Raw genomic sequence first — 16,648 nt, 5'->3', positions numbered from 1 at the left:
CTTAAATAAATTAAAACTGAGTTATGTCTTCTGAAAACAATCGAGTAGAAAATGAGATAAAAGTCTGGCAGTCCAAGGAAGAAAAATTAAAATTTTTATTTCAGAACAGCCCGCAAATAGAACGCTCTTTTGGCATAGAGAAACTGAAATTTTTTAAGATGCTGCTTTTTAAATATGAAAAGACGAAAGCTGTAGATGAAAAAATAACTCTAAGGTTTCTTAAGCATGAATTTAATAAATTGAAGCATCAAGTCTATCCTAATATCATCGTCCGGCTTTTAAATGAAGTGCTTAGTTCTGTTGTTTTTGAAAGGATAGATAAACAGAATTATCTTAAAGATCTGGAATTAAACAAGAAAACTTTAGAGGAACAGCTTATAAAAAGCGGTTTTCATGTGGCTTATGGCAAAGTATTGGAGCATATGCAGGAGCAGCAGTTAAATTTTACTGTTCCTGTTTCTTATCACATCTCAGAGAATGAAAGACTTGAACATTCCCTGCAATTTGTAAAAGATGCACAGGGAGCTTACCAATTTGATGGATTCAGATCAATTCTTCATACAGATTCATCGCCATCCAGTCGCAGCGTTCACTACTTTAAGAATGAAAAATCTGAGGACTTTAGTGCAGGTGAATCATACGAAATGCTTGCGGGAAGAGCAGTTCTAAAAAGCGGAACCTGGAAACAGTTTAACTTCAACGACAGGGATCTTAATGACAATTATCGGATGCATGAATTTCCAGAATCGTATGGATACAATGTAAGCGATGCTTTAAGGACTGTTCCTCTTAAAAATGATGACTATGAGACATTCGAATCCCTGGTCGATTCTTTGAAAAAGGGGAGGAGGGAAGAAGTTCTACTTATGATACAAGGGAGAGAAATGAAGGTTTTTTTGGAAGCAAATCCACGCTTTAAAACCTTGAATTTTTATAACGACAGGATGCAGAAACTTAGTCTGGCGGAAATTAAAAACGGCTGTAAAATTAGTCCGCTGCTAAAGCCTCAGCAAAATATTGAGTCGCAGACCGCAAAAAAATCTCATCATATGTGATGTTTATTTATCTTATACAGTTATGGAAAATCTTAATCTTTTATCGGGATTTTTTCAGGCAATTGAAAATGACTTCAGAATCAGCACAACTCACATTGCTATTTTTGCCGCCCTGCTTCAATTTCGCGCAAGCAAAGATTTTGTAAATCCTATTCAGGCTTACAGCATAGAAATCCAGAGTCTTACTAAGATCATGTCTCACAAAACCTATCAAAAATGTATGCGTGAATTGGATGAGTACGGTTATTTGATTTATGTGCCTACAAAGAATAAGAACAGAAGGAGCAGTATTTATTTTCACTTGGAATAAGTTGTACTGTAAAAATTGAAAGTAGACAGAGTTTTGTTTTAAAGTAGATGATCAAATATTATAATGAGTAAAACCAGAATTTTATGGAAGAATTTATAACGAAAGATGATTTAAGACAGTTTGGGCTTATCATGGCCGATACAGTGCGTACTGCTGTTGCAGAAGCATTTCAGCCAAAAAATATTGAGCGGGAATCTGAGTGGCTGAAAAGTAAAGCTGTTCGTAGGCTGCTTGATATTTCTGCAGGCTCGGTGCAGAATCTTAGAACCTCGCAAAAAGTACGTTTTAAAAAGGTGCTTGGATCTTATTATTATAACAGGGAAGATATTCAAAAACTCTTTAGCGATGACAAAGATTAATAAATTTAAAGAAAGCCATATAATGAGTTTTTTGTGTATGTACGCTAATGATCCCAAACTAAATGTTTGGCACCTGTCAATTTTGACAGCTATACTAGGGTTAGGATACAGGCAGGGGCAGAGGAGGAGGATAAAAGTAAGTCGCAGTAAAATTATGGAGTTATCCCATGTGAACACTCTGCCAACTTATCATAAGTATTTTAAACAACTTCAGGATCTAGGATACGTTAAGTATACCCCTTCGTATCATCCTGGCTATAAGAGCGAAGTAAAACTATGTAAAAAGAGGCTATCTCAAAATATTTGAGATAGCCTCTTTTAAGTTTGAATATGTCATAAAAATATTTATCAAGAAGTGATGTTGTATTTTTTCTTGATTGCCTGGATTTCTTTTTCCAGTCTACTGAGAACTGCCAAGTCCGGCTTAGACATTTTAGGCTCAGTTTTATTGAGTTTTTTATTTAGAATTGACATTTCACGGCCGATTGTTGCCTGTTCAGTTATGGCGTATGCTTCGGTCTGCTTCACTGAGGAGTGCCCAAGCAGTTCTTTTACTACATTTATAGGGACATTATTATTTAATGTTACAGTGCTTCCAAAAGTACGGCGTGCTATGTGTGTATTTAATGTAAATGGAAATCCGCAAAGAATTGCAATCTCTTTAAGGTATTCATTCATCTTCTGGTTGGATGAAACTGGAAGCACCGTTCCTCGTTGAATGCATAGTTTATGATCTTTATATTTCTCAATGATTTTTAGCGCCTGAGGGAGCAGCGGAACATTGGTCGTAGAATTAGTTTTCTGTCTTTCAGACATAATCCAGAGGTTTCCATCGATTCCTTTTTTGATATCAGTTTTCTTTAATTGGTAGGCATCTATGTAAGCCAGTCCAGTATAGCATTGGAATACAAATACGTCCCTGACTACATTGAGCCTGTCAGTTGTAAAATAATGTCTTTCTAGTTCGTACAATTCCTGCGTGGTAAGCGGTTTCTTTACTATTCTTGTTTTTCGACCCTTAAAGTTTTTAAAAGGGTCTTTATTGATAATTTCTTTATCAATTGCACGTATTACAATCTTTTTAAAATTTGCAATATACTTAAGCGTAGTGTTGTTGCTGCAGTCGCGGACTGTTCTGAGGTAAAATTCAAAGTCTTTTACAAACTCAAGAGATAAATCTGCAAATTCGATATCATCTTTATTTAGCTTAAATCTAATAAATGCTGTTAAATGATTTTTTGTGATTGTAAATCGTTGAAGAGTGCCTCTTGCGTATCCTTTTCCAAGTAGAGCTTTCATCTCGTCATTGTGCTTTTGAAATTCTTCAAGGACTTTAACTCTTGGTGCTATTCTTCCCAATAAATGATCCATAATTTTTTCAACAGTTAGTGGTTTACCGCTGTACATAATTTCTGTTTTAATTTCATGGACTTTAAAAGTCAATGAATCCAGAAAGAAATTTAAGGATTTTGCATCTTCTTTACCGCCGACTGCACGTTCATTCTTTTGGTCCCATCTAGAGATGTGCCATTTTCGCTTAGTTGATGTTTCTTTGCTGATTCCGTCTACAGTCACTCTTAAGTGAACTGCTCTAATTTTACTTCCTTTGTGGGCGGTTTTTAAAAAAAATGCCATCCCAAAACTGTTCTCTAACATAATTCAGTCTTTTAGATTAATAAATGTAGAATTATAGCGTCAAAAAAACAAGTCGTTAACCTCCTTAACCCCTTTGTTTATCAGGGATTTTTCCAATTTCTGTGGCAAAATTTTCATCGTGGATTTTTTGCCACGATTTTGCCACAGAGATTTTGTTAGGTTTTAAAAAATTTGAAAAGCAGCATAAATGAAAAAAGCCTGCGAATCTTACGATTTGCAGGCTTTACCACGTTTTTTGAGGGTTTTTGAAAAGATTGAAAAACTTTCGTTTCGGCTTCTTTTACCCTTTTTGTGGGGAGAGCAGGACTCGAACCCGTGAGGTATCTTTTTGACATGTTAAAGATGCTGAAATATGGATAATTTTAAAATTGATAATTCTTACAAATTGATATATTGTTTAGGTCTCGTTTTAATGCTAAAGTGATGCATTTTTATATTTATTTTTAATTAATTGAATTTCTTTTTCAAGTTTTTCAAGCGTGGTTAAATCCTCTGTAGAAATCTGAGTTGTCTGCGGATTGAGTTTTTGATTTAGTAGAGACATTTCTCTTCCTATAGTTGCTTGTTCTGTTATGGCATAAGCTTCTGTCTGCTTTACAGATGAGTGTCCCAACAGTTCTTTTACTACGTTAATAGGGACATTATTGTTTAATGTTACCGTGCTTCCAAATGTGCGGCGTGCCATATGGGTGTTAAGTGAGAATGGAAATCCGCATAATACAGCAATTTCTTTAAGGTAGCCATTCATTTTCTGATTAGAATAAACTGGCAGTAGAGTGCCTCGTTTAATACAGAGAGGATGATTTTTATATTTTTCAAGAATTTTGACAGCGTGGGGAAGGAGTGGAATTTTTGCTGTGGAGTTTGTTTTCTGTCTTTCAGAGATAATCCACGGTTTTCCATCTACTCCGTCTTTTATATCAGCACTTGTGAGCTGGTAGGCATCAATGTATGCAAGTCCCGTGTAGCATTGGAATACAAAGATATCACGTACTACATTGAGTCTTTCAATTGTGAACTGATGTGCTTCCAATTCTGCTAATTCTTTTGCAGAGATAGGTTTTTTTACAATTTTCGTTTTTTTACCTTTAAAGCTCTTAAAAGGATCCTTTTCAATGATTTCCTTATCAATAGCCCGTATGACAATTTTTTTGAAGTTAGCAATGTATTTTAGGCTTGTGTTGTTGCTGCACTTGCGGACCGACCGCAGGTAAAACTCAAAATCTTTTACGAATTCAAGATCTAAGTCGGCAAATTCAAAATCATCAGCATTATACTTGAATTTTATGAATGTGGACACATGATTTTTGGTTATGTTAAACCTCTCCAGGGTTGCGCCTGTATAGCCATTGCCAACTAGCGCCTCCAATTCATCATTATGTTTCTGGAATTCCTCAAGAACTTTTGCTCTTGGAGAATTTCTTCCCATGACATGGTCCATTATTTTCTGAGAGGTTATTGGTTTTCCGCTGTAGAGGATCTCTGTTTTGATGTCATGGATTTTCGTGGTAAGCGAGTCCAAGAAAAAATTGAGGGATTTTGCATCTTCTTTTGTGCCTATTGCTCTCTCTGTTCTTTTGTTCCAGCGCTCAATGTCCCATTGGCGTCTGGTAGATGCTTCTTTTGGGATACCGTCTACGGTAATCCTAAAATAAACGGTTCTAATGTTACTTGCATGGCGGGGTACTTTCAAAAAGAAAATTAGCCCAAAGCTGTTCTCTAGCATAATTCAACTTATTAGATTAGTAAATGTAGAATTATAACCTTATTTAAACAAGATGTAAACGTGCTTAACCCCTTTGATATCGGGACTTAAGATGAAATTTTGTGGCACACTTTTGAAATCTTAGCCTGTGCCACGAATGCGCCACGAAGATTTTGTTTGTTTTTGAAAATATTGAAAAGCGGTATAAAAGAAGAAACCCTGCAAATCACTTGATTTGCAGGGTTTTCCGTGAATTTTGGCCTTTTTTGCAGACTTTGAAAAGTCTATTTTTAAGCTCTCAGCGGAGAAAGAGGGATTCGAACCCCCGGACCTGTTACAGTCAACAGTTTTCAAGACTGCCGCATTCGACCGCTCTGCCATTTCTCCAGTATATTGCTTTCATCGTCTGATTGCGGGTGCAAATATAGAATGTTTTTTTGATTGTGAAAAATTTTTTGAGGTTATTTATAAAGAAAAACAACAATATGTCTAATAGGTATTTTAAAGCCCAATACTTGACTTTCTGAGTAAAAAAGATCTTTGATTTTAGTAATACTAAACAGAACTAGAGATAGAAATAATGTATCTTTTTGGTAATGAGTTATTTGTGTGTAAGATCTCCCGTTGTCAGATTTTCAGTTTTAAGATGTTTTTTAGTTTATTGTAAGAATTTTATTTTTATTTTGTGTTTTGCAGTAATGGCGGTCTTCCGGTTTCGTTTTTAAAAGTTTTTGATAAGAAATCGTAGTGGGCAGTGTACTGTAGTAATGTTTTTTCTATTCATATTTTGCAGGATCCTGCTGTTTTTTGGTAATCATAACAAAGATTTCTCTGGTATTTTTCATTATAGTAAAAGTAATATATAATAATATGCTGTGAGGCAGTCTGCTTGTAAAATGGTTTCATATTATAAGATGAAACATAGTTTTTGTGTTTTTATGGCATTGATTTTTAGAATGTTATAAATTAGCTTTTAATTGATACACCTATAAAAAAACTTTTTTAAGTCTTAATTTTTTACAGCTTGTAAAAAAGAAAACGAAGCAGCTAAAGAGCAATTCTGCAACATCCAATTATGAATCAAATCGTATATCATTAACTATTAAAGAACCAGAAGCTCCTTTATAAGATGAGCTGGACACATGTAATGTAAAAGCGCCAAAAGGAGCTATTCCCAGGACATACTTTATTTTCGGTACTGCTAAACTGCTAATCTAGGGCGTGATGATGCAGCTCCGGTTATAGAAGATTAAATGGTCTGGAACAATAAATTCACAAGTTAGATCAAGAAAATAAAAATTGATTAGAAACCTGAAAAAAGAAAGGAATGGCAATATAATCCTATAAGTCTGATCTTTGCTTTTTGAGCCTGAACCTTAGGGTTATTTCTGACAGTTTGTTCAAACTACTCTGCAAAATCTGCTGCAATGCTAAAACAGGTGAAATGTACTTAAAATTTTGCCTTAGCATTTGTCAAAGAGAGGCTGTCAATCGCATTTTTAAAGGTGTTAAAATTTTCACTTTGTTTTTTGTTGCTGCTTAAATAAACAGCAGCCTGAAAAAAGTACCTGAATTGACAAATAGTTTTTGCGTCTTTTCGTAAAGGCGAAAATTATTAATTGATGTATGCTATGTAGTTTTTGTTTAGTTAATAATTAAGTACGTATGAAAAAAATTCTACTCTTAAGTATTGTGTCGGCATTTGTTTTTCCCTGTTTTGGCCAGCAGCAATCACAGTACACACAATATATGTATAACACCATGACTGTTAACCCTGCTTATACCGGTACACGCGGACTGCCAAGTGTATTTGGTCTGTATCGCGCGCAATGGGTTGGGATGGATGGAGCGCCCAGTACCGCAAATTTTGCTGTAGAGGCGCCAATTACACAAAATGGCCAGGGATTAGGTCTTTCCTTTATTAATGATCAAATAGGACCGGCTTCAGAATCTATAGTAACCGTTAGTTATTCGTATCCCATCCAATTAGCTGCAGAACTTTTTCTTTCTCTGGGAATCTCCGGTTCTCTGGATTTTACCAAAGTCGATTATAGTAAATTAAATGTTTATGATCCTGACGACCCATATTTGAGCGGCATACTAAACAAAACCTCTCCTAATTTAGGGGCTGGAGTTTATCTGCACAGCCCGAAGTGGTATTTTGGACTCTCGGCCCCGCTGATTCTTGAAACAAAGTTTTATGATGATGTAAAAATGTCTGTGGTTTCGCAAAACATGCACTTTTATGCCATTGGCGGTTATGTTATAGATCTTAGCGGTAACACAAAATTTAAACCTGCAGCATTAATAAAAGCGGTAAGCGGCGCGCCTATTGCTGTCGATGTATCGGCAAATTTTTTATTTATGGACAAGCTTACACTGGGTGCTGCTTATAGGTGGGATGCCTCTGTAAGCGGTATGGCAGGCTTTCAGGTTAGTCCGGGACTTTATATAGGGTATGCATACGATTATGATACCAGTGGCATAGGAAACTACAACCCGGGATCTCATGAAATTTTTCTTCGGTTCGATTTGTTTGCAATGACAAAATATCGACTGGTATCGCCAAGATTTTTTTAAATAGTATACTAATGAAGTGTAAAAATAGGAACGAAATTTTAGATCGTTACTTAAATTATGGTCTGCTGAAATTTGGTGTTTAAAAGGTTTTCAGTGAGACAATAAATGTGATTTGCAGTGTAATTAAAACGTGATAGTATATTATTTGTAAGATTTTACGTAAAACACTTGTTTGTAGTGCTTTATTAAAAACCACTTTTGTAAAGTATATCTTAAATTATTAGTTTAAAAACTTTTGAGGGTAAAAAAAAGAGGATAACAGGGGGAACTTTGCATCGTGAAGTTAAGGATAATTAAGTTGTTCGAAAAAGAACCTTTAATGCATTGATAATCAGTTGGAAATGTATAGTTCAATTTTGTTGAAACGAAATTTATTTATTCTTAGAAATAACTAAATAATTAATAATAAATATCATGAAGAATAGATTACTTCCTTTATTTTTTGTTTTAGGTGCTTATTCTGCCTACTCGCAGGTTGGGGTAGGAAAGGTGGATCCAAATGCATCTTCGCAATTAGAAGTTTTTGCTGAGGATAAAGGTATTTTAATTCCGAGAGTAAAGTTGAAAAGTTCAACAGATAAAACTACGGTTGTTAATGGCAGCAGTGGTTATGAAAACAGTTTAATGGTTTTTAATACTGAGCTTATAGCTGATATTAAACCAGGTTACTACTATTGGTATGATAACAGATGGAACAGATTAGCTGTTTCTAGTGAAGCTGGTTCAGGAACTGGAACAGTTATTTATAATCCAACTACGAAAGAGTTTTTCTATATTAATGATTCAGGTATTAAAGAGGTAATTAATATTACGGATCTTATAAAGGAAACAGTTACTACAATTACTAAAAACACAAACGGTTCTTACACGTATAAAAACGAGAAAGGAACCGAGGTTATAATTGATGTTGTAGGGGATGTTACAAAGAACTTCTCAGAGATTGTAAACAATACTGAGGTTAAGGAGATAATTGAGAACATTGTAAACAATACGGAAGGAAACGTAAGCTACGATGGAACAACCAAAGAGTTTACCTATATAGATGCAAACGGGGATACTAAGGTTATAAACATCAACGATCTTATTAAGCTGAACGAAACAGTTACTACAATTACTAAAAACACAAACGGTTCTTACACGTATAAAAACGAGAAAGGAACCGAGGTTATAATTGATGTTGTAGGGGATGTTACAAACAACTTCTCACAAATTGCAAACAATACTGAGGTTAAGGAGATAATTGAGAACATCGTAAACAATACGGAAGGAAATGTAAGCTACGATGGAACAACCAAGGAGTTTACCTATATAGATGCAAACGGAGATACTCAGGTTATAAACATCAACGATCTTATTAAGCTGAACGAAACAGTTACTACAATCACTAAAAACACAAACGGTTCTTACACGTATAAAAACGAGAAAGGAACCGAGGTTATAATTGATGTTGTAGGGGATGTTACAAACAACTTCTCACAAATTGCAAACAATACTGAGGTTAAGGAGATAATTGAGAACATTGTAAACAATACAGAAGGAAATGTAAGCTACGATGGAACAACCAAGGAGTTTACCTATATAGATGCAAACGGAGATACTCAGGTTATAAACATCAACGATCTTATTAAGCTGAACGAAACAGTTACTACAATCACTAAAAACACAAACGGTTCTTACACGTATAAAAACGAGAAAGGAACCGAGGTTATAATTGATGTTGTAGGGGATGTTACAAACAACTTCTCACAAATTGCAAACAATACTGAGGTTAAGGAGATAATTGAGAACATTGTAAACAATACAGAAGGAAATGTAAGCTACGATGGAACAACCAAGGAGTTTACCTATATAGATGCAAACGGAGATACTCAGGTTATAAACATCAACGATCTTATTAAGCTGAACGAAACAGTTACTACAATCACTAAAAACACAAACGGTTCTTACACGTATAAAAACGAGAAAGGAACCGAGGTTATAATTGATGTTGTAGGGGATGTTACAAACAACTTCTCACAAATTGCAAACAATACTGAGGTTAAGGAGATAATTGAGAACATTGTAAACAATACAGAAGGAAATGTAAGCTACGATGGAACAACCAAGGAGTTTACCTATATAGATGCAAACGGAGATACTCAGGTTATAAACATCAACGATCTTATTAAGCTGAACGAAACAGTTACTACAATCACTAAAAACACAAACGGTTCTTACACGTATAAAAACGAGAAAGGAACCGAGGTTATAATTGATGTTGTAGGGGATGTTACAAACAACTTCTCACAAATTGCAAACAATACTGAGGTTAAGGAGATAATTGAGAACATTGTAAACAATACAGAAGGAAATGTAAGCTACGATGGAACAACCAAGGAGTTTACCTATATAGATGCAAACGGAGATACTCAGGTTATAAACATCAACGATCTTATTAAGCTGAACGAAACAGTTACTACAATCACTAAAAACACAAACGGTTCTTACACGTATAAAAACGAGAAAGGAACCGAGGTTATAATTGATGTTGTAGGGGATGTTACAAACAACTTCTCACAAATTGCAAACAATACTGAGGTTAAGGAGATAATTGAGAACATTGTAAACAATACAGAAGGAAATGTAAGCTACGATGGAACAACCAAGGAGTTTACCTATATAGATGCAAACGGAGATACTCAGGTTATAAACATCAACGATCTTATTAAGCTGAACGAAACAGTTACTACAATCACTAAAAACACAAACGGTTCTTACACGTATAAAAACGAGAAAGGAACCGAGGTTATAATTGATGTTGTAGGGGATGTTACAAACAACTTCTCACAAATTGCAAACAATACTGAGGTTAAGGAGATAATTGAGAACATTGTAAACAATACAGAAGGAAATGTAAGCTACGATGGAACAACCAAGGAGTTTACCTATATAGATGCAAACGGAGATACTCAGGTTATAAACATCAACGATCTTATTAAGCTGAACGAAACAGTTACTACAATCACTAAAAACACAAACGGTTCTTACACGTATAAAAACGAGAAAGGAACCGAGGTTATAATTGATGTTGTAGGGGATGTTACAAACAACTTCTCACAAATTGCAAACAATACTGAGGTTAAGGAGATAATTGAGAACATTGTAAACAATACAGAAGGAAATGTAAGCTACGATGGAACAACCAAGGAGTTTACCTATATAGATGCAAACGGAGATACTCAGGTTATAAACATCAACGATCTTATTAAGCTGAACGAAACAGTTACTACAATCACTAAAAACACAAACGGTTCTTACACGTATAAAAACGAGAAAGGAACCGAGGTTATAATTGATGTTGTAGGGGATGTTACAAACAACTTCTCACAAATTGCAAACAATACTGAGGTTAAGGAGATAATTGAGAACATCGTAAACAATACGGAAGGAAATGTAAGCTACGATGGAACAACCAAGGAGTTTACCTATATAGATGCAAACGGAGATACTCAGGTTATAAACATCAACGATCTTATTAAGCTGAACGAAACAGTTACTACAATCACTAAAAACACAAACGGTTCTTACACGTATACGAACGAGAAAGGAACCGAGGTTATAATTGATGTTGTAGGGGATGTTACAAACAACTTCTCACAAATTGCAAACAATACTGAGGTTAAGGAGATAATTGAGAACATCGTAAACAATACGGAAGGAAATGTAAGCTACGATGGAACAACCAAGGAGTTTACCTATATAGATGCAAACGGAGATACTCAGGTTATAAACATCAACGATCTTATTAAGCTGAACGAAACAGTTACTACAATCACTAAAAACACAAACGGTTCTTACACGTATACGAACGAGAAAGGTACTGCAGTTACGATTGATGTTGTAGGGGATGTTACCAACAACTTCTCGGAGATTGTGAACAACCCAGCGGTTACTGAGATTATCGAGAACATTGTAAACAATACGGAAGGAAACGTAAGCTATGATGGTGCAACGAACCAGTTTACCTATATAGATGCAAACGGAGATACTCAGGTGATCAATATTTCAGATCTTGTTAAATTAAGCGAAACAGTTACTACCTTAAGTAATAACAATGACGGTTCTTACACGTATACGAACGAGAAAGGTACTGCAGTTACGATTGATGTTGTAGGGGATGTTACAAACAACTTCTCGGAGATTGTGAACAACCCAGCGGTTACAGAAATTATCGAGAACATCGTAAACAATACGGAAGGAAACGTAAGCTATGATGGTGCAACGAACCAGTTTACCTATATAGATGCAAACGGAGATACTCAGGTGATCAATATTTCAGATCTTGTTAAATTAAGCGAAACAGTTACTACCTTAAGTAATAACAATGACGGTTCTTACACGTATACGAACGAGAAAGGTACTGCAGTTACGATTGATGTTGTAGGGGATGTTACCAACAACTTCTCGGAGATTGTGAACAACCCAGCGGTTACTGAGATTATCGAGAACATTGTAAACAATACGGAAGGAAACGTAAGCTATGATGGTGCAACGAACCAGTTTACCTATATAGATGCAAACGGAGATACTCAGGTGATCAATATTTCAGATCTTGTTAAATTAAGCGAAACAGTTACTACATTAAGTAATAACAATGACGGTTCTTACACGTATACGAACGAGAAAGGTACTGCAGTTACGATTGATGTTGTAGGGGATGTTACAAACAACTTCTCGGAGATTGTGAACAACCCAGCGGTTACAGAAATTATCGAGAACATCGTAAACAATACGGAAGGAAACGTAAGCTATGATGGTGCAACGAACCAGTTTACCTATATAGATGCAAACGGAGATACTCAGGTGATCAATATTTCAGATCTTGTTAAGCTGAACGAAACAGTTACTACATTAAGTAATAACAATGACGGTTCTTACACGTATACGAACGAGAAAGGTACTGCAGTTACGATTGATGTTGTAGGGGATGTTACAAACAACTTCTCGGAGATTGTGAACAACCCAGCGGTTACAGAAATTATCGAGAACATCGTAAACAATACGGAAGGAAACGTAAGCTATGATGGTGCAACGAACCAGTTTACCTATATAGATGCAAACGGAGATACTCAGGTGATCAATATTTCAGATCTTGTTAAATTAAGCGAAACAGTTACTACCTTAAGTAATAACAATGACGGTTCTTACACGTATACGAACGAGAAAGGTACTGCAGTTACGATTGATGTTGTAGGGGATGTTACCAACAACTTCTCAGAGATTGTGAACAACCCAGCGGTTACAGAAATTATCGAGAACATCGTAAACAATACGGAAGGAAACGTAAGCTATGATGGTGCAACGAACCAGTTTACCTATATAGATGCAAACGGAGATACTCAGGTGATCAATATTTCAGATCTTGTTAAATTAAGCGAAACAGTTACTACCTTAAGTAATAACAATGACGGTTCTTACACGTATACGAACGAGAAAGGTACTGCAGTTACGATTGATGTTGTAGGGGATGTTACAAACAACTTCTCGGAGATTGTGAACAACCCAGCGGTTACTGAGATTATCGAGAACATTGTAAACAATACGGAAGGAAACGTAAGCTATGATGGTGCAACGAACCAGTTTACCTATATAGATGCAAACGGAGATACTCAGGTGATCAATATTTCAGATCTTGTTAAATTAAGCGAAACAGTTACTACCTTAAGTAATAACAATGACGGTTCTTACACGTATACGAACGAGAAAGGTACTGCAGTTACGATTGATGTTGTAGGGGATGTTACAAACAACTTCTCGGAGATTGTGAACAACCCAGCGGTTACAGAAATTATCGAGAACATCGTAAACAATACGGAAGGAAACGTAAGCTATGATGGTGCAACGAACCAGTTTACCTATATAGATGCAAACGGAGATACTCAGGTGATCAATATTTCAGATCTTGTTAAGCTGAACGAAACAGTTACTACATTAAGTAATAACAATGACGGTTCTTACACGTATACGAACGAGAAAGGTACTGCAGTTACGATTGATGTTGTAGGGGATGTTACAAACAACTTCTCGGAGATTGTGAACAACCCAGCGGTTACAGAAATTATCGAGAACATCGTAAACAATACGGAAGGAAACGTAAGCTATGATGGTGCAACGAACCAGTTTACCTATATAGATGCAAACGGAGATACTCAGGTGATCAATATTTCAGATCTTGTTAAATTAAGCGAAACAGTTACTACCTTAAGTAATAACAATGACGGTTCTTACACGTATACGAACGAGAAAGGTACTGCAGTTACGATTGATGTTGTAGGGGATGTTACAAACAACTTCTCGGAGATTGTGAACAACCCAGCGGTTACTGAGATTATCGAGAACATTGTAAACAATACGGAAGGAAACGTAAGCTATGATGGTGCAACGAACCAGTTTACCTATATAGATGCAAACGGAGATACTCAGGTGATCAATATTTCAGATCTTGTTAAATTAAGCGAAACAGTTACTACATTAAGTAATAACAATGACGGTTCTTACACGTATACGAACGAGAAAGGTACTGCAGTTACGATTGATGTTGTAGGGGATGTTACAAACAACTTCTCGGAGATTGTGAACAACCCAGCGGTTACAGAAATTATCGAGAACATCGTAAACAATACGGAAGGAAACGTAAGCTATGATGGTGCAACGAACCAGTTTACCTATATAGATGCAAACGGAGATACTCAGGTGATCAATATTTCAGATCTTGTTAAATTAAGCGAAACAGTTACTACATTAAGTAATAACAATAACGGTACTTACACGTATACAAACGAGAAAGGTGCTGCAGTTACGATTGATGTTGTAGGAGATGTTACAAACAACTTCTCACAAATTGCAAATAATCCTGCGGTTACTGAGATTATCGAGAACATTGTAAACAATACGGAAGGAAACGTAAGCTACGATGTGATAAACAATCAGTTTACGTATACAGATGCAAGCGGCGATACTCAGGTTATAGACATCAACGATCTTGTTAAGCTGAACGAAACAGTTACTACATTAAGTAATAACAATAACGGTACTTACACGTATACAAACGAGAAAGGTGCTGCAGTTACGATTGATGTTGTAGGAGATGTTACAAACAACTTCTCACAAATTGCAAATAATCCTGCGGTTACTGAGATTATCGAGAACATTGTAAACAATACGGAAGGAAACGTAAGCTACGATGTGATAAACAATCAGTTTACGTATACAGATGCAAGCGGCGATACTCAGGTTATAGACATCAACGATCTTGTTAAGCTGAACGAAACAGTTACTACATTAAGTAATAACAATAACGGTACTTACACGTATACAAACGAGAAAGGTGCTGCAGTTACGATTGATGTTGTAGGAGATGTTACAAACAACTTCTCACAAATTGCAAATAATCCTGCGGTTACTGAGATTATCGAGAACATTGTAAACAATACGGAAGGAAACGTAAGCTACGATGTGATAAACAATCAGTTTACGTATACAGATGCAAGCGGCGATACTCAGGTTATAGACATCAACGATCTTGTTAAGCTGAACGAAACAGTTACTACATTAAGTAATAACAATAACGGTACTTACACGTATACAAACGAGAAAGGTGCTGCAGTTACGATCAATGTTGTCGGAGATGTTACAAACAACTTCTCACAAATTGCAAATAATCCTGCGGTTACTGAAATTATCGAGAACATTGTAAACAATACGGAAGGAAACGTAAGCTACGATGTGATAAACAATCAGTTTACGTATACAGATGCAAGCGGCGATACTCAGGTTATAGACATCAACGATCTTGTTAAGCTGAACGAAACAGTTACTACATTAAGTAATAACAATAACGGTACTTACACGTATACAAACGAGAAAGGTGCTGCAGTTACGATCAATGTTGTCGGAGATGTTACAAACAACTTCTCACAAATTGCAAATAATCCTGCGGTTACTGAAATTATCGAGAACATTGTAAACAATACGGAAGGAAACGTAAGCTACGATGTGATAAACAATCAGTTTACGTATACAGATGCAAGCGGCGATACTCAGGTTATAGACATCAACGATCTTGTTAAGCTGAACGAAACAGTTACTACATTAAGTAATAACAATAACGGTACTTACACGTATACAAACGAGAAAGGTGCTGCAGTTACGATCAATGTTGTCGGAGATGTTACAAACAACTTCTCACAAATTGCAAATAATCCTGCGGTTACTGAAATTATCGAGAACATTGTAAACAATACGGAAGGAAACGTAAGCTACGATGTGATAAACAATCAGTTTACGTATACAGATGCAAGCGGCGATACTCAGGTTATAGACATCAACGATCTTGTTAAGCTGAACGAAACAGTTACTACATTAAGTAATAACAATAACGGTACTTACACGTATACAAACGAGAAAGGTGCTGCAGTTACGATCAATGTTGTCGGAGATGTTACAAGCAACTTCTCAGATATTGTAAACAATACAGAGGTTAAGGAGATAATTAAGAACATCGTTAAAAACGATGAAACATTAACTAGTTTAACATTTGATGCTGCAACTAAGAAATTGACTTACAAAGATGAGAAATCTGTATCTAACCAGATTGATCTTAGTGCGATTTCAGCTCAACAGCAAGTAGTAGATGAGTTTTTAGCAACGAAAGATCAGATTGATTTTACATTAACGGGTACACCATCTTCTATATCTAAAGTGAAGTTGTATATAAACGGTGTTAGAATTAAAAATAATGCACTTACTATAAGTGGCACTACAGCGACCTATCACCCGGAAAACAATGGTTCATATACATTTATGGCAGAAGATAGTGTTACTATCGATTATATGAAATAATTTTTAAAGTGTTTTTGAAGAAAACTGCACACCTGATACAAGGTGTGCAGTCTTCAAAATTATAAGAGTAGATGTATTGGTATTTACTGTCTATTTATAACAT

The 16,648-nt window shown here is 35.7% G+C and carries 7 protein-coding genes and 1 tRNA gene; 5 read left to right on the top strand and 3 right to left on the bottom strand.

Going from position 1 to position 16,648, the window contains the following annotated elements; genetic code table 11:
* Positions 1-23: 23 nt before the first annotated feature.
* The 3 genes from OZP11_RS08615 to OZP11_RS08605 all read left to right on the top strand — a co-directional run bounded on the left by OZP11_RS08615 (position 24) and on the right by OZP11_RS08605 (position 1,724).
* A complete protein-coding gene (locus OZP11_RS08615) occupies positions 24-1,055 on the top strand; it encodes a hypothetical protein (RefSeq protein WP_281234812.1) in 1,032 nt (343 codons plus the stop codon).
* Between the two features lie 22 nt (positions 1,056-1,077).
* On the top strand, positions 1,078-1,365 hold the full coding sequence (locus tag OZP11_RS08610) for a hypothetical protein (protein ID WP_281234811.1): 288 nt from the start codon (positions 1,078-1,080) through the stop codon (positions 1,363-1,365).
* Positions 1,366-1,448: 83 nt separating this feature from the next.
* Positions 1,449-1,724: a DNA-binding protein gene (locus tag OZP11_RS08605; RefSeq protein ID WP_281234810.1), complete on the top strand. Its 276-nt coding sequence runs from the start codon at positions 1,449-1,451 to the stop codon at positions 1,722-1,724.
* Between the two features lie 348 nt (positions 1,725-2,072).
* Here OZP11_RS08605 and OZP11_RS08600 read toward each other — a convergent pair whose 3' ends face one another.
* The 3 genes from OZP11_RS08600 to OZP11_RS08590 form a co-directional block, all read right to left on the bottom strand.
* Positions 2,073-3,380: a site-specific integrase gene (locus OZP11_RS08600; protein ID WP_281234809.1), complete on the bottom strand. Its 1,308-nt coding sequence runs from the start codon at positions 3,378-3,380 to the stop codon at positions 2,073-2,075.
* Positions 3,381-3,795: 415 nt separating this feature from the next.
* The gene (locus OZP11_RS08595) at positions 3,796-5,106 is read right to left on the bottom strand and encodes a site-specific integrase (protein WP_281234808.1); all 1,311 of its coding nucleotides are present in this window, start codon (positions 5,104-5,106) and stop codon (positions 3,796-3,798) included.
* A 281-nt stretch (positions 5,107-5,387) separates the two neighbouring features.
* Positions 5,388-5,472 (bottom strand) — tRNA-Ser (locus OZP11_RS08590).
* Positions 5,473-6,750: 1,278 nt separating this feature from the next.
* Between OZP11_RS08590 and OZP11_RS08585 the strand changes: the two genes are divergently transcribed.
* Together OZP11_RS08585 and OZP11_RS08580 are read left to right on the top strand one after the other, a co-directional pair.
* On the top strand, positions 6,751-7,665 hold the full coding sequence (locus OZP11_RS08585; RefSeq protein WP_281234807.1) for a PorP/SprF family type IX secretion system membrane protein: 915 nt from the start codon (positions 6,751-6,753) through the stop codon (positions 7,663-7,665).
* Between the two features lie 414 nt (positions 7,666-8,079).
* Positions 8,080-16,545 carry a beta strand repeat-containing protein gene (locus OZP11_RS08580; protein ID WP_281234806.1) on the top strand — a complete coding sequence of 2,822 codons (8,466 nt, stop codon included), beginning with the start codon at positions 8,080-8,082 and terminating at the stop codon, positions 16,543-16,545.
* The last annotated feature ends 103 nt before the right edge of the window (positions 16,546-16,648 follow it).

This window comes from Flavobacterium gelatinilyticum, assembly GCF_027111295.1.
In the GTDB taxonomy this organism is placed as follows: Bacteria; Bacteroidota; Bacteroidia; order Flavobacteriales; family Flavobacteriaceae; genus Flavobacterium; species Flavobacterium gelatinilyticum.
Note: the sequence above shows the minus strand (reverse complement) of the source record. Positions and strands in the feature narration are given on the sequence as shown.

Coding starts and splice junctions, on each gene's coding strand:
- OZP11_RS08585 (WP_281234807.1), top strand. CDS start 6,751: ATGAAAAAAATTCTACTCTTAAGTATTGTGTCGGCATTTGTTTTTCCC.
- OZP11_RS08605 (WP_281234810.1), top strand. CDS start 1,449: ATGGAAGAATTTATAACGAAAGATGATTTAAGACAGTTTGGGCTTATC.
- OZP11_RS08580 (WP_281234806.1), top strand. CDS start 8,080: ATGAAGAATAGATTACTTCCTTTATTTTTTGTTTTAGGTGCTTATTCT.
- OZP11_RS08610 (WP_281234811.1), top strand. CDS start 1,078: ATGGAAAATCTTAATCTTTTATCGGGATTTTTTCAGGCAATTGAAAAT.
- OZP11_RS08595 (WP_281234808.1), bottom strand. CDS start 5,106: ATGCTAGAGAACAGCTTTGGGCTAATTTTCTTTTTGAAAGTACCCCGC.
- OZP11_RS08615 (WP_281234812.1), top strand. CDS start 24: ATGTCTTCTGAAAACAATCGAGTAGAAAATGAGATAAAAGTCTGGCAG.
- OZP11_RS08600 (WP_281234809.1), bottom strand. CDS start 3,380: ATGTTAGAGAACAGTTTTGGGATGGCATTTTTTTTAAAAACCGCCCAC.